Origin of the sequence: Cupriavidus sp. SHE (genome assembly GCF_000812445.1) — a bacterium.
Taxonomy (GTDB): domain Bacteria; phylum Pseudomonadota; class Gammaproteobacteria; order Burkholderiales; family Burkholderiaceae; genus Cupriavidus; species Cupriavidus metallidurans.
In genome coordinates this window covers 40,614-58,471 of record NZ_JWMB01000009.1, presented here as the reverse complement: position 1 = coordinate 58,471, position 17,858 = coordinate 40,614, and the positions used below count along the sequence as shown (strand labels likewise).

16 protein-coding genes are annotated in these 17,858 nt (G+C 61.6%); 10 read left to right on the top strand and 6 right to left on the bottom strand.

Annotated features, from left to right (window positions below):
• The first annotated feature begins 149 nt into the window (after positions 1-149).
• The 4 genes from RN01_RS04290 to RN01_RS04275 are packed head-to-tail and all read left to right on the top strand — an operon-like array spanning position 150 to position 3,366.
• The gene (locus tag RN01_RS04290) at positions 150-1,118 is read left to right on the top strand and encodes a tripartite tricarboxylate transporter substrate binding protein (RefSeq protein ID WP_017511360.1); all 969 of its coding nucleotides are present in this window, start codon (positions 150-152) and stop codon (positions 1,116-1,118) included.
• Between the two features lie 35 nt (positions 1,119-1,153).
• The gene (locus RN01_RS04285) at positions 1,154-1,660 is read left to right on the top strand and encodes a 2,4'-dihydroxyacetophenone dioxygenase family protein (protein ID WP_017511361.1); all 507 of its coding nucleotides are present in this window, start codon (positions 1,154-1,156) and stop codon (positions 1,658-1,660) included.
• Positions 1,661-1,710: 50 nt separating this feature from the next.
• A complete protein-coding gene (locus RN01_RS04280) occupies positions 1,711-2,682 on the top strand; it encodes a tripartite tricarboxylate transporter substrate binding protein (RefSeq protein WP_024570049.1) in 972 nt (323 codons plus the stop codon).
• 6 nt (positions 2,683-2,688) lie between these two features.
• Positions 2,689-3,366 (top strand): Crp/Fnr family transcriptional regulator, encoded by a 678-nt coding sequence (locus RN01_RS04275; protein ID WP_024570050.1) that lies wholly within the window; start codon positions 2,689-2,691, stop codon positions 3,364-3,366.
• Positions 3,367-3,374: 8 nt separating this feature from the next.
• Here RN01_RS04275 and RN01_RS04270 read toward each other — a convergent pair whose 3' ends face one another.
• Both RN01_RS04270 and RN01_RS04265 read right to left on the bottom strand, forming a co-directional pair.
• Positions 3,375-3,884, bottom strand: a complete 510-nt coding sequence (locus RN01_RS04270; RefSeq protein WP_017511363.1) for a 2,4'-dihydroxyacetophenone dioxygenase family protein — start codon at positions 3,882-3,884, stop codon at positions 3,375-3,377.
• A 38-nt stretch (positions 3,885-3,922) separates the two neighbouring features.
• Positions 3,923-4,429: an ester cyclase gene (locus tag RN01_RS04265; RefSeq protein ID WP_017511364.1), complete on the bottom strand. Its 507-nt coding sequence runs from the start codon at positions 4,427-4,429 to the stop codon at positions 3,923-3,925.
• 416 nt (positions 4,430-4,845) lie between these two features.
• On the opposite strand from RN01_RS04265, the gene RN01_RS04260 reads away from it, so the two are divergent.
• Positions 4,846-6,354, top strand: coding sequence for an aminotransferase class V-fold PLP-dependent enzyme (locus tag RN01_RS04260; protein ID WP_024570051.1), 1,509 nt, complete (start codon positions 4,846-4,848; stop codon positions 6,352-6,354).
• A gap of 528 nt (positions 6,355-6,882) precedes the next feature.
• On the opposite strand, the gene RN01_RS04255 is transcribed toward RN01_RS04260, so the two are convergent.
• Positions 6,883-7,902, bottom strand: coding sequence for an AraC family transcriptional regulator (locus RN01_RS04255; RefSeq protein ID WP_017511366.1), 1,020 nt, complete (start codon positions 7,900-7,902; stop codon positions 6,883-6,885).
• A 99-nt stretch (positions 7,903-8,001) separates the two neighbouring features.
• Between RN01_RS04255 and RN01_RS04250 the strand changes: the two genes are divergently transcribed.
• The 5 genes from RN01_RS04250 to RN01_RS04230 all read left to right on the top strand — a co-directional run bounded on the left by RN01_RS04250 (position 8,002) and on the right by RN01_RS04230 (position 14,297).
• A complete protein-coding gene (locus RN01_RS04250) occupies positions 8,002-9,531 on the top strand; it encodes an NAD(P)/FAD-dependent oxidoreductase (RefSeq protein ID WP_017511367.1) in 1,530 nt (509 codons plus the stop codon).
• Between the two features lie 31 nt (positions 9,532-9,562).
• The gene (locus RN01_RS04245; protein WP_017511368.1) at positions 9,563-10,510 is read left to right on the top strand and encodes an alpha/beta hydrolase; all 948 of its coding nucleotides are present in this window, start codon (positions 9,563-9,565) and stop codon (positions 10,508-10,510) included.
• An 83-nt stretch (positions 10,511-10,593) separates the two neighbouring features.
• On the top strand, positions 10,594-12,036 hold the full coding sequence (locus RN01_RS04240; protein WP_017511369.1) for a DUF1254 domain-containing protein: 1,443 nt from the start codon (positions 10,594-10,596) through the stop codon (positions 12,034-12,036).
• Between the two features lie 76 nt (positions 12,037-12,112).
• On the top strand, positions 12,113-13,147 hold the full coding sequence (locus tag RN01_RS04235) for a DUF1254 domain-containing protein (RefSeq protein WP_017511370.1): 1,035 nt from the start codon (positions 12,113-12,115) through the stop codon (positions 13,145-13,147).
• A gap of 181 nt (positions 13,148-13,328) precedes the next feature.
• Complete coding sequence (locus RN01_RS04230; RefSeq protein ID WP_024570053.1) at positions 13,329-14,297, top strand: transporter; 969 nt, start codon at positions 13,329-13,331, stop codon at positions 14,295-14,297.
• A 414-nt stretch (positions 14,298-14,711) separates the two neighbouring features.
• Here RN01_RS04230 and RN01_RS04225 read toward each other — a convergent pair whose 3' ends face one another.
• The 3 genes from RN01_RS04225 to RN01_RS04215 all read right to left on the bottom strand — a co-directional run bounded on the left by RN01_RS04225 (position 14,712) and on the right by RN01_RS04215 (position 17,800).
• Complete coding sequence (locus tag RN01_RS04225; RefSeq protein WP_017513907.1) at positions 14,712-15,179, bottom strand: chromate resistance protein ChrB domain-containing protein; 468 nt, start codon at positions 15,177-15,179, stop codon at positions 14,712-14,714.
• Positions 15,180-15,620: 441 nt separating this feature from the next.
• Positions 15,621-16,811, bottom strand: a complete 1,191-nt coding sequence (locus tag RN01_RS04220; RefSeq protein WP_029306614.1) for a M20 aminoacylase family protein — start codon at positions 16,809-16,811, stop codon at positions 15,621-15,623.
• A gap of 2 nt (positions 16,812-16,813) precedes the next feature.
• On the bottom strand, positions 16,814-17,800 hold the full coding sequence (locus RN01_RS04215; protein WP_017513906.1) for a tripartite tricarboxylate transporter substrate binding protein: 987 nt from the start codon (positions 17,798-17,800) through the stop codon (positions 16,814-16,816).
• Positions 17,801-17,858 lie beyond the last annotated feature (58 nt).

Below are 17,858 nucleotides of genomic sequence, written 5' to 3'. Positions count from 1 at the left end.
AAAGATTCACGGGTTTACCACCATTTGATTTGCGCGGGTACCCTCGCACAATTTGTGGAAACGTTTCTTCATGTTCCATAAACTACATCCGCGGATGGCAAGCGAACATGAAGCGCGGAACGCGTGAAATACAGAAGTTGGAGACAAAGATGAAGAAGTTCGCCGCCCTCGGTTTACTCGCTGTAGCCGCCTTGTCCTTCGGCGCGCAGGCGCAGGGTGAAGCCGGTTATCCAAACAAGCCGATCCGCCTGATCGTCCCGACCGCACCGGGCGGTGGCGGCGACGTATTCGCCAGGATCCTCGCGGACCAGCTCGGCCGACGCCTGAAACAGCCACTGGTCGTCGAGAACAATGCCGGCGCTGCCGGCACCATCGCAATCGGGCAGCTTGCCCGGGCCACGCCTGATGGCTACACCATCGGCCTTGGCACGATGACCACCACTACGCTGGCCCCGGCCGTCTACCAGGCCCTGCCCTATGACCCCGTCAAGGACCTGACGACCATCGCCCGCGTGGGAACGTCGCCGATCATCCTGGTCGCCACGAAGGACTTTCCCGCCAACAACCTGAAGGAACTCGTCGCCTTGGCGAAGAAGAGCGCGTCGCCGCTGCAGTTCGGCACGTGGGGGCTGGGTTCCACCGGCCACTTCTGCGCGGAGGTGCTGGCGCAGAAGACCGGGATCAAGCTGGACCATATCCCGTTCAAGGGCTCGTCACCCGTGGTGACTGCCATGCTGGGCGGGGTGGTAAAGCTGGGCTGGCTGGACATCGGCAGCGGTACGTCGGCCGTCAAGACCGGCAAGATCAAGGCACTGGCCATGTGCACGCGCCGCACGGCGAATTTCCCCAATGTTCCCACCTACAAGGAGCAGGGGGTCGATTTCGACCAATGGACGGGGTGGGCCATGTTTGCGCCTGCGGGCCTGCCAAAGCCGATCACGGAGAAGCTTGCTGCGGCCGTCCAGGACACGCTCAAGGATCCGGCAGTGACGAGCAAGATGGCCGACCTCGGCATCACGCCCGACTACGTTGCCGGCGCCGATCAGGCCACGATCAATGCGCACGACATCGAAGTCTGGAAGCGCGTCGCGCGCGAAGCCAATATCAAGCTGGACTAAATCATTCCCCATATCCATCTCTGCTGGAGATAGCAATGCCACTGCCGAACGTCGTCACGCACCAGGACCGGCTGTTGTCGGTCAACATTAACGAATCGCGCGAATTTCCCGGCTCCGAGCCGGGCTCTACCATCATCCCGCTATTCCTGGACCGCGAAAACGGCGTCTGGGTGCTCTACGGCAAGTTCGATCCGGGCACCACGCTCCCGCCGCACTTTCACACGGGTACCGTGCACTTCCTCACGACCAAGGGGCAGTGGAACTACGTCGAGTATCCCGAGGATCCGCAGACCGCGGGCAGCTACCTGTATGAACCTGGCGGTTCGGTGCATACCTTCTCCGTGCCGGCGGATGCGAAAGAGCCAGCCGAAGGCTTCATGGTTGTCTACGGCGCCAATGTGATTTTCTCCGAGGGAGAATTCCAGAGTGTCCGCGATGCCGGCGCGATCGAAGAGGGCATCCTTGCGGCCGCGCGCAAGGCCGGGGTTCCCGTGCCGCGATACATCCGCCCCAAAGGGGGCGCCGAGTTCTCCGCGGGCTGAAGCGTCCCCGGAGCTGGCAGGTCAGAACAACTACTCAGGAGACAACTGTCATGAAGCGTTCCCTCTGCAGTGGCTTCGCGGCGCTCTGCATGTCGATTGCCACCGTCGCCTTTGCCCAGCCCACCGGCGACTATCCCACCCGCCCGGTCAAGCTGATCGTGCCGTCTGCTCCCGGAGGTGGCGCGGACGCATTTGGTCGCTTGCTGGGCGATCAACTGAGCAAGCGCCTGAAGCAACCGATTGTGGTGGACAACATCGCCGGCGCGGCCGGAACGATTGCCATAGGACAACTGGCGCACGCCAGGCCTGACGGCTACACGATCGCCTTGGGCACGATGACCACGACCACGCTGGCGCCGGCGGTCTATCACCAGCTGCCTTACGATCCGGTCAAGGGCCTGACCACGCTGGCACGCGTCGGCACCTCGCCGATCATCCTGGTCGCCACTGCCGACTTGCCGGCCAACAACCTCAAGGAGTTGATCGAGCTAGCGAAGCGAAGCCAGAAGCCGATTCAGTTCGGCACCTGGGGCCAGGGCTCGACCGGCCATTTCTGCGCCGAAGTGCTGGCTCAGAAGACGGGCATCAAGCTTGACCATATTCCGTTCAAGGGCGGTGCGGCGGTCATGACGGCCATGATGGGCGATGTGATCAAGGTTGGCTGGCTCGACATTGGCTCCGGCACGGCAGCGGTGAAGACTGGGAAGATCAAGCCACTGGCGATGTGTACCCGGCGCACTGCCAACTTCCCGAACGTTGCCACGTACAAGGAACAGGGCGTCGACTTCGACCAGTGGACGGGCTGGGCGATGTTTGCACCGCCGGGCGTGCCGAAGCCGATCGTCGACAAGATCGCGGCGGCGCTGAAGGATACGCTGCAGGACCCCTCGGTCATGGCGAAGATGAACGACTGGGGTATTACCCCCGACTACCTTGGGGGTGCCGAGCAGGCTGCCGTCAATGTGCGGGAGATCGAGGTCTGGAAGCGCGTGGCCAGGGATGCCAACATCACGCTGGACTGACGGCTCATGGGTGGCCTCGCGGATGTCAACGGTCATGCTGGTACGGAACTACTGTCCCCGGAGCTGGAGGTCGCGTTGCGCGCCCATGTCTTGCGCCGGAAACTGGCAAAGCACGAAGTGCTGTTCACCTATGGCTCGTCGCCGGAGGCGCTGTTCTGCGTGGAGCGCGGGCGCATGCGTTTCAGCGTCACGGCGGCCAACGGCCGCGAAGCGGTGCTCAGCGTACTGGAGCCAGGGCAATGGTTCGGCGAGGTCTCTCTGTTCATGGACGCACCGCGCGTCTATGACGCGCGCGCGGTGGTCGATTGCGAGGTGCTGATGGTGCCCGCGCAAGCGTTCCACGCCATCGTCGACCATCACCCGGCGTTCCTGATGGAGTTCACGCGACTGATCTGCCGGCGCTATCGCTGGGCGCTGGAGTGGATCGACGAGACCATCCTGCAACCGCTGCCGGTGAGGCTGGCACGCCGGCTGCTGGCGGCGCAGCACGCGCACGCGTTGTCCGCGCCCGCCGCCGGGGATACCGCGCTGCAGTTGTCTCAGGAGGACCTTGGGCACATGCTTGGCGTCTCGCGTCAGAGCATCAACCGGCAGCTCAAGGAGTGGGAAGGCCAGCGGATCCTGCGACTGCACTACGGGCACGTCAGGCTGCTGGACCAGGACGCCTTGCGGCGTCTGGCCTGACGTGCCCGCTACCGGGCGCTGGCAAATTCCGCACCGCCTTTCGGACGGATGTACTTCGGCATTTGCATGGCACCCAGCCTGACGGCGGCCAGCAGGGTTTCCTCGATGGCTCCGGCGTCCATGATGCTGTGGTACTCGCCATTGACGAAGTTGATGTTGGCGCCATAGACAACCATCAGGCCTTCGGCCGGTTCGCTGGCATCGGCCGGCACCATGAAGGTGTGCATGGACCCGCCGGGTTCATACAGGTAGCTGCCCGCCGTTTGCGGATCGCCTGGGTACTCGGCGTAGTTCCACATGCCGCGTGTGGTGTAGAAATGCACTGTGCCCGTATGGAAATGCGTTGGCAGGACCGTCCCTGGTTCGAATCTTCCGTAAAGCACCCAGACCCCGTTCTCACGGTCCAGGAACAGGGGGGTGATAGTGGTGCCCGGCACTTCCGTCGGCAGGCGCGGGACTTCGTTGGTGTTGATCGTCAGCAGGCGTTCCTGATGCGTCGTGGCTTGTGGCAAGGGCATATCGTGTCTCCGTGGCTATTGTGGGCGGTGATGGCGGTCTACGCCGCGGTCGTCTGGTCTGCCGTCGTGTCCTGCAACAGGGCGGCAATGGCCTGCACCTTCTGCACGGCTGGCAAGCCCGCCAGCAGTTGCTGCATCAGGGTCAGGCTGTCGTAGTAGATCCGCTCACAGGTCAGCGTCTCGCCATCGAACAGGAACAGCGCAATCATTCGGCAGCGGAACTGCCTCCCGGTCGGTGGCAGGCCGTTCAGGTTGCCGCGATGCGTGCCGAGCAGCCAGAACTCGACGATCACGGCATCGTCGGTATGCCGAAGCTGGATGATCTCGCTGCGCTGGTCCGGGAAGGCCACGCGACTTTGCGAGTAGTACTTCCGGACGTCATCATTGCCATCGAACACTGCGCCGCTCGCAATGAGTTCGTAGTGCGGATGTGGAAACGTAGACAGGACCGCGTCGAAGTCCTGCCGGATCTCGTCGGCAAAGTGATCGCGAACCACGCGTTCGCGAAGCGTGCGCAGGTCTGCGCAAGGGGTTGTTGTCGTCATCGAAGTCTCCGTCGCACTCTTGTGAGGGGCGCCGCCGTGCGGTATTGAATGGCAGCGCTCCGGGGGATTATCGGCATGGAGAGCGAAGAAGACTGTCGTGGATTGGCGTTTCAGTGCTGGGGTATTGGAATGTCCTAAATTTGATCCCTATCCGTTGCTTGTCCCGGTAGGGCGAGCGGCGCCTTATGGCCGGCCTCTGCCTCACGCCGCAACTTTCACCGCCACGAAGGACAGATGCAGCAAAGGGACCCGGCAGGGCACCACTTCAGTCTGCCCGTGCGAGCAGGTAACGCGAGAGCATTCTACAAAAGTGATATTTGGTAGCATCATATGCTCCACATTCCAATATCGATCATGGATTTTGGAAGCAATTTTTCGTGCGCTCGTCGTAGCATTTCTACCCTTCTGAAGGATGAATGATGAGCACGGACACTCTGCGGTACTTCGATTACGCTGCAACCACACCGGCGGACCCTCGTGTCATGGAGGCGATGTTCGGCTGCCTGGGGGCCGCCGGCGTCTTCGGAAACCCTGCGTCGAACTCCCACGCTGCAGGACTGAAGGCAAAGGATCTGGTCGAGCAGGCTCGCGCCCAGGTCGCCGCTCTGATTGGTGCGGAACCATCCGAGATTGTCTGGACGTCCGGCGCGACCGAGTCGAACAATCTGGCCCTCAAGGGCTTTTTCGACTGCGAGCCGACGCGGCGCCATCTGGTTACCAGCAAGCTTGAGCACAAGGCAATTCTGGACACCGCGTCGTACCTTGAGCGACTTGACGTTTCCGTTTCCTACCTCTTGCCGGATCCGTCAGGCGAGATCTCGCCAGCCGCCGTGGAAGCGGCCTGCAGCCATCACACGGGCCTCGTTTCGTTGATGATGGTGAACAACGAGATCGGCACCCTTACCAACATCGCCGAGATCTCGCGGCTCGTTCACGCCGCTGGCGCTCTGCTTCACGTGGACGCGGCGCAGGCGGTTGGCAAGACCGCGATTGACGTAAAGGCGATGGGCGTAGATCTGCTGTCGATGTCGGCACACAAAGTATATGGTCCGAAGGGCATCGGTGCGCTCTATGTGAGCCGCGAAGTGGCATCGCGCATAGCTTGCCAGATGCATGGTGGAGGACACGAGCAGGGACTACGGTCTGGCACCCTCGCCACGCACCAGATTGTCGGCATGGGAACGGCTTGTGAACTGGCGCGGACGGAAATGGCTTCGGACAACGAGCGCATCGCGCAACTGAGCGAGCGTTTGCTGAGTGGTGTGCGCGCGACTGGCGCCATCACGCAAAACGTCAGTTCCGCAGTCCGCATTCCGCACACACTCAGTCTGACTGTGGAGTTGCCCAATTTCTTCCCGTCCATGTTGGCCGACGACCTGGCCATCTCCTCAACGTCGGCCTGCAATTCGGCGGCTGGCAAACCGTCTCATGTGCTGACTGGCATCGGTCTGGGTGCGGATTCGGCGGAGCGCACAGTTCGCCTGAGCCTCGGACGCTTCACAACGGAGGCAGACGTGGATTTTGCGGTCGACTGTTTTCGCGGGGCCATAGAGCGCTGTCGGGAAGCGGGCGCGGGCCGACAGGACATGCAGATCAGGCAGCTCTCGAACGACGTGAGCGTGGCGCCACAGTTAAGCGGAGCCGACGTACGGGCGGCGCATGCGATTGGGTTCCGTTCCATTGTCTGCAACCGGCACGATGGAGAGGCGGCCGGCCAGACCCAGTTCGCGAAAATCGCGGAGGTTGCCAGTTCGCTTGGCATGGCCGCGCACTACTTGCCCGTGGAATCGGGTGATGTCACCGTCGAAGCCGCTGCAGCCTTCGGTTTGCTCGTGGCAGAGCTGCCGAAGCCCGTACTTGCGTACTGCCGCACGGGAACCCGTTCGGCAACGCTGTGGAATCTGGCAAGCAGCAGGCAAGGCTGAAGGGGCGGTCGGCACTGAAGGATTACGCGACGGGGCGTGCGTGGGTTGACGTGCCGTCCTCGGCGTTCGGCCGACGATCCTGCGGAGGCTAAGCAAAAGCCATAGGCCTTCTCGCACCCCGAATCTGGATAGGATGCCAACTCGGTACTGGCGCGACACAAACGCCCGCAGCACGTTGGTACTCAAACGGCGACACATTACTGCCTGGACCATCAGTCGCCGGTGGCCGTCCAGAGGGCATTCGAGGGTCTCCGCTCGCCCTTTCGCAGTCATCCGCTCTCGAGCGACTTAAATGGCGACTTCCGATCCAGAAGTGCCGATCGGTGACAGCCGACGCAGGTGTCTCCTGCCGAAGCACAGCCGTCGTTCGCCTGCTGGTTTGGCTGGCGGATGATCCGGACGGCCGTAAGGTCAGCCTCTCACAGAGCGCGACGTCGGCGTCCTCTTCCCCAGTCGCGGACCGTTAAAAAGCCCCTCACGATCACACATGGTCGAGGGGATTTTTTTATCCTGGCAGCGAATCACCCATCAATCTGGGGTGCGTTTATGTTTGCGCAGTGCCGAAGGGGCGGCGCCATACCACTGACGGCAGGCCCGCGACAATGCAGATTGGGCGGGAAGGCCAAGAAGCAGGGTGATCTGCCCGAGAGGTAGATTGGTTTCGGACAAATAGCGCATCGCCAACTCCTTGCGCACATCGTTTCTTATGGCCTCGAAACTGGTTGCCTCCGCGGCAAGGCGGCGTTGCATCGTGCGCGGGTGCATGGCCAGCAGATCGGCCACGCTGGCCTTGCTGTGGCTCGACGTGCCCAGCGTGTCGCGCAGCACCTGCCGGACACGATCCGAAACACTGCCGTGCTCGCTGCGGAAATTGCGGAAGATATAGTCCTCCGCGATCCGCCGCAACGTCGCGTCGACGCCCAGCAGATCAGCCGCAAGCGTGCTGCGGCTGAGATGCAGACTGGCCCTTGGCTGCTCCACCAATACCCTGGCGCCAAAGAAGCGCTCGTAGGTGCTAAGCGATGCAATCGGCGTGTGAGGAATGGACACCGCGCGAAGCGCGTATCGGTCGCCGGCGAGTAGCCGGGTGAAGTTGTGCATATCCGCCAGGCACAGGTCAATGGCTTGCCGCTGGGCCGGCTGCCGCGAGAGCCGGATCTCGATGGAGACCTCGGCCGCATCCTTCGCAATCTCGCTGTGCTCGTGGACTGTGTAGACGAGACCCGGACTATGCACAAACATATGGTGCGCCGCGAAATCCATACCAGCGCGGATTGTCGTTGCATTCTGCAACGCAATGCTCAAGGGCCCTAGCACGTCAATGCTCTGGTGGTTGGACAAGCGCAGGCCGAAGTCAGCGGTCCGGGTCTGTTCCGCGCTGGCCTCCAGAAGATGCACGACAGCACGCAGGGAAATCATGGCGTCGTCGCTGTCGAGCGCCCCTTCGTCGACGTGATAGCGCCGCAGCAGCGGCGCGGGGTCGCAACCCATGGCGCGCATCAGCGCCGGGTAGCCACGCAGTCCGCTTGTTCGCACTAGGGCATCCATGGCTCGTAACGTAAATTAATTGTCTCGTGACGTCAAGAGTGGCTTGGCGCCACGCGCTACAGTCTCCGGACGACAAGGCAAGGCATAAGGAGACGCCGCGTGAACGCCAATTACGACGTATTGATTATCGGGGCCGGACTATCCGGCATCGGCATGGCATGCCACCTGGCCGAGGCATGTCCGGACAAACGCGTCGGCATCCTGGAGCGGCGCAGCGCCATCGGCGGGACATGGGACCTGTTCCGGTATCCCGGCATCCGCTCAGATTCGGACATGTTCAGCTTCGGCTACAAGTTCCGCCCCTGGCACGAGTTGAAAGTCCTTGCCGACGGCCCTTCGATCCGTCGCTACATTGGCGATACCGCGCGCGAATACGGTGTCGACAAATGGATCCAGTTCGGGCTAAAAGTCCTGCGGGCATCGTGGTCGAGCGAGGACCAGTACTGGACCGTCACCACACAGCAGGAAGGCAGCCACGATACCCATACCCTCACTTGCAAGTTCCTGATCCCCTGCACGGGCTACTACAACTATGACCACGGGCACCGGCCCGACTTTGCCGGCCTTGAGCGGTTCCGGGGCATCTGCGTCCATCCGCAACACTGGCCTGAAGACCTGGACTATCGGGGCAAGCGCGTCATCGTGATCGGCAGTGGCGCGACGGCGGTGACGCTGGTGCCGGCCATGGCCGGTCAGGCATCACACGTCACGATGCTGCAGCGCTCGCCCAGCTATGTCTTCTCGGTGCCGGCATATGACAAGATCTCTGCCGTCCTGCAAAAGATGCTGCCGGCACGCTGGGTGTATGGCCTGGCACGGTGGCGCAATATCCGCTTGCAGCGCATCATCTACAGGACCGCAAAGCGGTGGCCGCGGCGCGTCCGCTCCTGGCTGCTGTCGCATGTTGAACAACAGCTCGGTCATGGTGCCGACATGCGGCACTTTTCGCCCAGTTACAACCCGTGGGACCAGCGGTTGTGCGCAGTGCCTGACGGCGATCTCTTCAAGGTTATCTGCGAAGGCAAGGCCTCTGTGGTGACGGATCACATCGAGACCTTTACCGAAACCGGCATTCGCCTGAAGTCGGGCAAGAGCCTCGACGCTGACATCATCATCACGGCCACTGGGCTTCAGCTCCAGTCCCTTGGTGGCATGGAGGTGCAGGTGGACGGGCAGCCGCGGCACCCCAGCAGCCTCATGACCTACAAGAGTGTGCTGATGCAGGACGTGCCCAACCTGGCCAACCTGTTTGGCTATACCAACGCATCCTGGACATTGAAGGTCGACCTGGCTGCCAACTACATCTGCCGCCTGTTCAACCACATGGACCGCCACGGCTACAACGTCGTAACGCCAATCGCCCCAGCCGGGGAAATGCTGGAAGAAACGGTCATGGATTCCCTGCAGTCCGGTTACGTGCAACGGGGTCGGAGTACCTTGCCTCGTCAGGGCCGTACACCTCCCTGGCGCGTTCTCCACAACTTCGCGGCCGATCGCGAGATGTTGACAAGGCATCCCCTCAACGATCCAGCGCTGAGGTTCGTCCGTGCCGCAACGACCACGACGGTGACGCGCGGCCGGCCGGCGAGCGACCTTGTGGCAACCGGCATGGACGAAACAGCCGTGTGAGGTTCAGCCGCTTTCCGCATTGGAGCCTTGCATGGTCAGCATTGATTCTTTCTTCCAAAGCCACGGTGAGCGCTGCGCGGCCACGCTGATGCTGCCGAGCCAGGGGACGCGCCCGCCCGTCATCATCATGGCGCATGGATTCGGCGCCATTCGCGCCGCCGGTCTACCAGCCTTTGCCGAGCGGTTCGTGGCCGAAGGCTACGCCGCATATCTCTTCGATTACCGGAACTTCGGTGACAGCGAAGGGGAGCCGCGGCACTGGGTCAGCCCGCGCCGCCACCTGCAGGACTGGGCCGCCGCCATCGCACATGTGCGCTCACTCCCAGAGGTGGACGCCGATCGCATGGTGTTGTGGGGGACGTCGTTCTCGGGCGGGCACGTCATCCAGACTGCTGCTGCAGATCATCGGGTCCGAGCCGTCATAGCCCAAGTCCCGCATGTCAGCGGGCTGGCCAGCATGAAGCAGGTACCCGTCCATCTCTTGCTGCGCATGATGCTTGCGGCCATGCGCGACCTTGGCGGCAGCGTCATTCGTCGCGAGCACTACAGCCCGATCATCGGTCGTCACGGCGATATGGCCGCGTTGACCGGCGACGACGCCTGGCATGGCTATGCAAGGCTGCTGCCTGCGGGAACGGCGTGGGAGAACAAAGTACTGTCGCGCATCTTTCTGGAGGTGCCACTCTACAGCCCGATTCGGCACGCGCACAAGGTCGCCGCGCCTACGTTGATCGTGGCCGGAACCCATGACACTATCACCCCGGCCAGTGCCGCGCGACGGGCGTCCAGGCGCATACCGTACTGCGAGTTCCATCTCGTGGAAGGCAACCACTTTGAGCTGCATTTGCACGATGAACCGGCGTTCGCAAGCAGTGTCGCGGCGCAGTTAGCCTTTCTGAACCGGCACGTTGGTGTCGTCCCCCTTGCCCCCGCAAAAGGCGGGCGAGATCATCGTGCGGGCAGTGGAAGCCGACCGTGAACGCGTGCTGGTGGGCGTCGCAATTGTCCATGTGTGCTGCACTTGGAGCATGTAACCCTCTGCTGTAATGTCTAGGAGCCGTGATGTCGATGAAGGATCTGTTGGTGGCCGCTTTGCTGTCGGTCTTTGCGTTGTCGGGATGCCAGTCCGTGAAGATTAGTCCTGAGACGGAACAGGCAACTGACGAGAGAGCCGCGAGCGCAGTCAATGAAGCGGAAGTTCGCGCCATCGCGCGCGAAGCATACATCTACGGCTACCCGGTCGTCGAAGCGTACAAGACGCTCTACGCCCAGGCCGTCGACCAGGGCGGTCCGAACTTCAAGGCGCCGTTTAACCAGATAGGCAACACGGCCAACGTCTTCACGCCGAACGACACGGCGATCATCACGCCCAATTCGGACACGCCATATTCATTCGTCTGGATGGACCTGCGCGCGGAGCCGCTGGTGTTGACGTTGCCGCCCATCGAGAACAAGCGCTACTACTCCGTCCAGCTGATCGATCTCTATACGCACAACTTCGCCTATCTTGGCACTCGCACCAGCGGCAACCAGGGCGGAAATTACATGATCGTGGGCCCCGACTGGAGCGGCGAGAAGCCAGCCAACGTGAAGGCCGTGATTCGTAGCGAATCCAGTATTGCCTATGCTATTTATCGCACGCAGCTCTTTAATGCCAAGGACCTGCGCCGGGTGCGTGCCATCCAGAACGGCTACAAGGTGCGGACGCTGAGCGCGTTTCTCGGCAGGCCGGCACCAGCGCCAGCTTCCCCCATCGACTGGCCGAAGCCCGTCGCGGATGCCACGGATTCGCTGGCCTTCTTCCGCTACCTGAACTTCATGTTGCAGTTCGCGCCGACGGTGCCGAGCGAGCAGGACGTGATGGCGCGATTCGCAAAAATCGGTGTGGGCCGCGGCCTGTCGTTCGACAAAAACTCGCTATCGCCAGAGATACAGAAGTCCATGGCGGGCGGCATCGCTGATGGCAAGACCCAGTTCGTGGAATTCAAAAAGACGCAACTGGACACCGGGAAGCTCACCAGCGGCGACTTGTTTGGTACACGCGAGCACCTGAAGAACAACTATATGTACCGCTATGCAGCGGCAGTACTGGGGATATTCGGCAACTCGGCGGAAGAGGCGATTTATCCCGGCTACTTCCTGGATGCCGCAGGCAAGCCGCTGGATGCAGCCGCCACGCGCTATACGCTGCATTTCGACAAGGACAAACTGCCGCCGGCCAACGCGTTCTGGTCGCTAACGATGTATGACGGCCAGAGCAAGTTGCTGGTGGCTAACCCTCTGAACCGGTATCTGATCAACGCTTCGATGCTCGGCCAACTCAAGCGAGATGGCGACGGTGGGCTCACCCTGTATGTCCAGAAAGACAGTCCAGGCAAGGATAAGGCGAGCAACTGGCTGCCGGCGCCTGACGGGTCTTTCTATACCATCTTGCGCGTGTACCTGCCGAAACAGGAGATGCTGTCTGGCCAATGGCGCCAGCCGCCCATGGTGGTGGCCGAGTAAGAATCAGGCGCAGGCGCCAAGGCGCCGGTGTGACGATGAAAACCCGATACGACGGAGGGGAACTGTGAAGAAAACAATGATTTCCAACGCCTTGATGGGCTTCGCACTCGTTGGCGTGAGTACCACCTACGGCCAGATTGCCGCTGCTCAGGCGACCGGCGCGCCCGTGCTGGTCACGGTAGATAACTTCGTGCGGGCGGAGTCCGACATGTATATCGTCGGAGTGGCAAAGCAGGGTGGCGTGGGTAAGCTGCAGCACCGGCGCGAGCCCGCGTCGATTGATGACCAGGCCGTCATCCGCCTGAACCGTGACACGCTGTATTCCTCGGGCGTGTTCGATCTCGATGCTGGCCCGGTGACAATTACCATGCCGGACCCGGGCAAGCGCTTCATGTCGCTGCAGGTCATCAGCGAGGACCACTTTGTACCCAATGTGTTCTACGGTGCCGGCACGCATACGTTGACGCGCGAGAACGTCGGCACGCGCTATGTGGCCGCAGCCATCCGCACGTTGGTGAATCCGAATGATTCGAATGACCTGAAGCAAGTCCATGCGCTGCAGGACGCCATCAAGGTCAGCCAAAAGGCGACGGGAACGCTGGATCTGCCCAACTGGGACCAGGCCAGCCAGAAGAAGGTGCGCGACGCGCTGCTGGCATTGTCGGCCACGACACCGGACTTCAAGAGGTCATTCGGCAAGAAGGGCGAGGTCGATCCGGTGCGCCACCTGATGGGCACGGCGGCTGGCTGGGGTGGCAACCCCGACAAGGACGCCATCTACCTAAACATCACACCGGAAAAGAACGACGGAAAGACCGTGTACCGGGTGAACGTGAAGGATGTGCCCGTGGATGGATTCTGGTCGATCAGCGTTTACAACGCTGAAGGCTACTTCCAGAGAAACGCGGCCAATGCCTACACCGTCAACAACATCACAGCGACGAAGAACAGTGACGGGTCGATTCCGATCCAGTTCGGCGGGTGCAACGGACAGTTGCCCAACTGCCTGCCCATTGTTCCCGGGTGGAACTACACCGTACGCCTGTATCGGCCGCACGCCGAGATTGTCCGTGGCGCATGGAGTTTTCCGCAGGCTCAGGCTGTGGACTAAGCAGAGCGCGCCGGGAAAGGCGGAAGGTACTTGGACGAAGGCGGCATTCTGGATCTGAGAACGCCTTTGTCCTCTCTTGGATGGCGTTGGCCAAGGGTGAGGCGCGTCTTCGCGTTTCCTCGCAATGTCGCATCCCCACCCACTGTAAGTCGTAGCAGCACTCTTAACACGGAGACACACCATGAAGCGTGCAAGTGGCCCCGTCCTGGCCGCCATCGCCGCTGGCAGTCTGACGGCACCGCTGGCTGGACATGCCACGGAGGGCGCTTTGGGCCGACCGGTGGCGGGCACCAGCGTGTCGTCCAACGTTGCCGTCATCCCGGACCAGCCGGTATGGATAGCCAATCTCCAGCAACTCTATATGGACGGATCGATCAGCGGCGGTCGTCAGGTGCCGATCGGTGGCCGTACCACGCTTGGCGTTGACGCGAAGATCGCGTTCACGCTGGCCACACTGATGAAGGTGTGGGATACGGGCCCCGGCGCCTGGAATTTTGCCTCGAGCTTCACGCTACCCTATGTCTGGACTTCGGTGCACGCCAACGCGGGCGTGACCGCCGGCGGCGCCAGCTTCTCGCGTGGCATCTCGGATCGGGCGTCGAATCTTTACGATATCTATTTCAGCCCGATCATCGCCGGCTTTCACTTCTCGCAGAACAGCCACATGGCCTTGAGCTTCAATGTCTGGGCCCCCACTGGGCAATACGACAAGAACGCTCTGGCCAATCCGAGCCTGAACAACTGGACCTTCGTGCCGCAGGCCGCATTCACGCACGTGATGCCGCAATACGGGCTGGAGTTTAACGGCGTGGCTGCGTTCCAGTTTTATACGCGCAACAGCGCCACTGACTATCAGAATGCGCCGCTGTTCACGCTTGATGTCATGGGGCTGAAGAAGTTCGGCGCCTGGGGTACAGGGATCGTCATGGGCACGGTTCAGCAACTGGGTAACGACACCGGGCCCACGGCCGACCGCCTCAATGGCTTCCGCGGCCACGATTTCACGATCGGGCCGATCGTCACGTACGACACCAAGCTTGGCGGCAAGGCGCCGCTTTCATTCAGCGTGCGCTGGGTGCCTACGGTCACCAGCAAGAACCGGCTGGATAGCACTGCCACCGTCTTGGCTACAGCAACGCTTGTATTCTGACTTTCACGTGCGACATTCTGCGAGCCCAACAGGCTTCGAATCCACGCTTTTTCTATGATCCACAGTCGCTTCCATTGCGATAAACGCTGATAAGGGGACGCTGCGACGTCTGCGCGATCACGTGCGGGTCGTGCTGGCCTCAGAAGTAACCACCAAGCCATTTGAGACATCCGATAGCTTCAGAGCGAGATACTTAAGTTCCCATAAATCTGAGGTCTGAGACGCATGGATGGAGGTCTACGTTTGATTTCATCTGGAAGAACAATGCGGCCATCTCGGTGGGTGGCCTAACCTGCTTTGGTCTTTATGGCGGGCGGCATGTTCGGACACGTCGCCTGCTTCGTTGCCAATGTACGGCGCAGTGCTTTCGAACTTGACGCGTCCAGCTGCCGTTGGACGGCTTGCCGGTCCCGACTAGCTTCGCTTTGGCAGTCGCGTGGCTGGCACATGCGTTTCTGGTTGGCAGCTCAGACACCATGCATACAGCGCGTCGTACATCACCATGCCATATTCGAGCAACTCGCGGTCGTCAGCGAAAATGCGGGACAGTCCGAGTGAAATGGCATGGAGCCCGCTTGACTGTGGGGTCAGCTCCAGCCGCGACGTACTCGCTCCGCGCACGATTCCCGCCATCAACTGCAGCGCAGGGTCGCCAGCAAGGTAGTACTTGTCCAGGAGTTCGTCGAAGCTGCAAAGCTCGTTTGCGGTCGTGAGCTCGGCATTCGGGACGTCATACGGAATTGCGCCGGTTTCATTGGCAATGCGGAGCACGTCCCCCGGTGGTACGAACAGGAAGTCTGGTGTCTCGTCGATGAAGCGTGCAATCAGCCAGGGGCTGGCGATCCGATCGATCCCGGGGTGTTCCCGTGAAACCCACTGCATGAGCGTCTCCGTTCGGCTTGCCGGATGTGATTCAGGCTGTTTCCGTGCAGCGGAGAGTCGCTCAGCAGCGATACTCTTGGTCGACCGAAGTGCGAGTCCGGCCGCTGTTTCGTGCGTCGACCATCGGAACGCATGGGGTGACCCTAAACATCCTTGCAGCTGTCCGTATGATGAGAGTGCACTACGCCGCGGTCTACTGTGATTAATGACAGTGGACCTTGCACGGTGCGAAACCACACATAGGCTCATTGACTTGATCCGGCTGCTTTCGAAATCGAACAGCCGATTGAATGCCCGGCTTCGAGAGAGCGGTGAACCGCTTCTCATGGCCGCGGACGGACGGCCGCTGGGAAATCGAGGCCGCCTCTGCCCGACCCATGCGGGTTGTTCGATTGCCCCTCTTCGCCGCCGCACGTACTGCTTTCGTCTCCCAGGCTGGGCTCAGGCCAAGAACGTCTCTGTCAGTCGGCACCAGTACGCTGCACCCAACGCCAGGTTGCGGTCATTGAAGTCGTAGCGCGGGTTGTGCAAGCCGCGCCCGCCGTCAGATGGACCGTTACCAATGCGGACGAGCGCCCCCGGGCATTCCTGCAGCATGTAGGCGAAGTCCTCGCTACCCATCATCCTCGGATAGTCGCGGTCTACGTCCTCTGGGCCAACAAGCGCCGTGGCAACTTCCGCCGCCAGGGCAACCGCGTCGGCGGCATTGTCGACAACCGGGTAGCCTTCCACATAGCGGATCTCAGCTTTCGCGCCATACGATTCGGCAGTCATGTGGACCAGCGTGGTGATGCGATCCTTCAATAGTGCGCGCACCTCCGGGCTGAACGAGCGCACGCTGATGCCGATCTCGGCTTCGGCCGGAATGACGTTCAGTGCGTCTCCCGCACGTAGCCGGCCAACCGTGAGTACTGCCGACTCGTTGGGGGGGACGTTGCGAGAGACTACGGTCTGGAGTGCCATGACGATGGCAGCCGCTGCCACAAGCGGATCGACCGCAAGATGAGGGCGCGCGGCGTGGCCGCCCAGGCCGATGACCTTGATGAACACCCGATCGCCCGCGGCGAGAAACGGTCCCGGACGCATCAGGAACCGGCCTTGGGGTGCACCGGGATGGTTGTGCATGGCAAACACCATGTCGCAAGGAAAGCGATCGAACAAACCATCCGCCACCATGGCCTTGGCGCCGCTGTCGAACCCGCGCTCCTCTGCAGGCTGAAAGATCAGGTTCAACGTACCGGAGAAGTTCCGTGTGGCCGCAAGGTGCTTTGCCGCGCCAAGCAGCATCGCGGTGTGGCCATCGTGTCCACAGGCATGCATGAGGCCGGGCCGGATGCTGGCGTAGGGAAGCCCGGTGTCTTCCTGGATAGGCAGGGCATCCATGTCGGCGCGCAGGCCAAGACACCTGTCACCGTTCCCCACGCGCAACTGGCCAACCAGCCCCGTCTTTCCGATGCCGCGCGTTACGTGGTATCCCCATTCCTGCAACTTCCCGGCAACCAGATCCGCAGTGTCGTGCTCCTCAAAGGCCAGCTCCGGATGCCGATGGATGTGCTGCCGCAGCGCGGCAAGCTCGTCGTGCAGGGGGAGCAGGTCGGGAAGCGCTGTACTTGCCTTGGAATCGATGGCCATCGTCAATCCAAAGTGATGTGGTTGTCTTTGGCGATGCGCTGGTAGAACTTGATGCGCTGTTCCGTTTCCCTGGTATAGGCTTCCGGCGTAATGTCCTCGGGCACGATCATGCCCTTCGCAGTCCAGATGGACCGAGTCGAAGGTTCCGCAAGGATCTTGCGTACCGCGAGGTAGAGCTGTTGAACAATCGCATGCGGCGTCCCTGCCGGGGCGGCAAGGCCGGTCCACGATGTCTCATTCAGGTCAGGCAGCTTGAGTTCGGCAAAGGTTGGCACATCCGGCAGTTGCGGCACGCGCGCCGGTGCCGCCACGGCCAGCGCACGCAATTTGCCTTGCAGGATGTGGTCGAGGTTGGAGGACAGATTGTTCCAGGTCAGTTGCACCGACCCGCCCAGCAGGTCGGTCAACGCGGTACCGGCGCCCCGATAGGGCACATGCGTCATCGGGATACCCGCCTGGGCTTTGAGAAGCTCCATGCTGACGTGTGACACCGAGCCCGTCCCGGCACTTGCATAGTTCAGCGCGGTGGGATTGGCCCGCGCGTATTTGACCAGTTCGGCGAAGTTGCGAATCGGCAGCGACGCATTGCACAGCAGCACGTTTGACAGTCGGCTGATGAGCGTGATATTCGAGAAGCCCTTCACAGCGTCATAGGGCAGCTTGGGGTTCATCGCCGGATTCACGACATGCGTGCTCTGCGAGGTGACGATGAGGGTGTAGCCGTCCGGCTGTGCTTTCGCTACATACGTCGAACCGATGGCACCCCCGGCGCCGGGCCGGTTGTCGATGACCACAGGCTGGCCAATCGCTCTGCCCAACCTTTCGGCGATCAGGCGACCGGACACGTCGACCGAGCCACCCGGGGAGAACGGCACAACCAGAGTGATCGGGCGTGTGGGATATTTGTCGGCGGCAAAGACGGGCAGTTCCAGGCCACCAAGGCTGCCAAGGGCGGTTGCTTTGAGAAAGGTGCGACGATTGATGGACATTGCCGGCGTGCGAGTTAGCGTTGCCCGAAGGTTAAGCAGACGCAGATCCGCAAGCAAA

Excerpts from the sequence above, each read along its gene's own strand:
- RN01_RS04290 (WP_017511360.1), top strand. The coding sequence starts at position 150 with ATGAAGAAGTTCGCCGCCCTCGGTTTACTCGCTGTAGCCGCCTTGTCC.
- RN01_RS04285 (WP_017511361.1), top strand. The coding sequence starts at position 1,154 with ATGCCACTGCCGAACGTCGTCACGCACCAGGACCGGCTGTTGTCGGTC.
- RN01_RS04280 (WP_024570049.1), top strand. The coding sequence starts at position 1,711 with ATGAAGCGTTCCCTCTGCAGTGGCTTCGCGGCGCTCTGCATGTCGATT.
- RN01_RS04275 (WP_024570050.1), top strand. The coding sequence starts at position 2,689 with ATGGGTGGCCTCGCGGATGTCAACGGTCATGCTGGTACGGAACTACTG.
- RN01_RS04270 (WP_017511363.1), bottom strand. The coding sequence starts at position 3,884 with ATGCCCTTGCCACAAGCCACGACGCATCAGGAACGCCTGCTGACGATC.
- RN01_RS04265 (WP_017511364.1), bottom strand. The coding sequence starts at position 4,429 with ATGACGACAACAACCCCTTGCGCAGACCTGCGCACGCTTCGCGAACGC.
- RN01_RS04260 (WP_024570051.1), top strand. The coding sequence starts at position 4,846 with ATGATGAGCACGGACACTCTGCGGTACTTCGATTACGCTGCAACCACA.
- RN01_RS04255 (WP_017511366.1), bottom strand. The coding sequence starts at position 7,902 with ATGGATGCCCTAGTGCGAACAAGCGGACTGCGTGGCTACCCGGCGCTG.
- RN01_RS04245 (WP_017511368.1), top strand. The coding sequence starts at position 9,563 with ATGGTCAGCATTGATTCTTTCTTCCAAAGCCACGGTGAGCGCTGCGCG.
- RN01_RS04240 (WP_017511369.1), top strand. The coding sequence starts at position 10,594 with ATGTCGATGAAGGATCTGTTGGTGGCCGCTTTGCTGTCGGTCTTTGCG.
- RN01_RS04235 (WP_017511370.1), top strand. The coding sequence starts at position 12,113 with ATGATTTCCAACGCCTTGATGGGCTTCGCACTCGTTGGCGTGAGTACC.
- RN01_RS04230 (WP_024570053.1), top strand. The coding sequence starts at position 13,329 with ATGAAGCGTGCAAGTGGCCCCGTCCTGGCCGCCATCGCCGCTGGCAGT.
- RN01_RS04225 (WP_017513907.1), bottom strand. The coding sequence starts at position 15,179 with ATGCAGTGGGTTTCACGGGAACACCCCGGGATCGATCGGATCGCCAGC.
- RN01_RS04220 (WP_029306614.1), bottom strand. The coding sequence starts at position 16,811 with ATGGCCATCGATTCCAAGGCAAGTACAGCGCTTCCCGACCTGCTCCCC.
- RN01_RS04215 (WP_017513906.1), bottom strand. The coding sequence starts at position 17,800 with ATGTCCATCAATCGTCGCACCTTTCTCAAAGCAACCGCCCTTGGCAGC.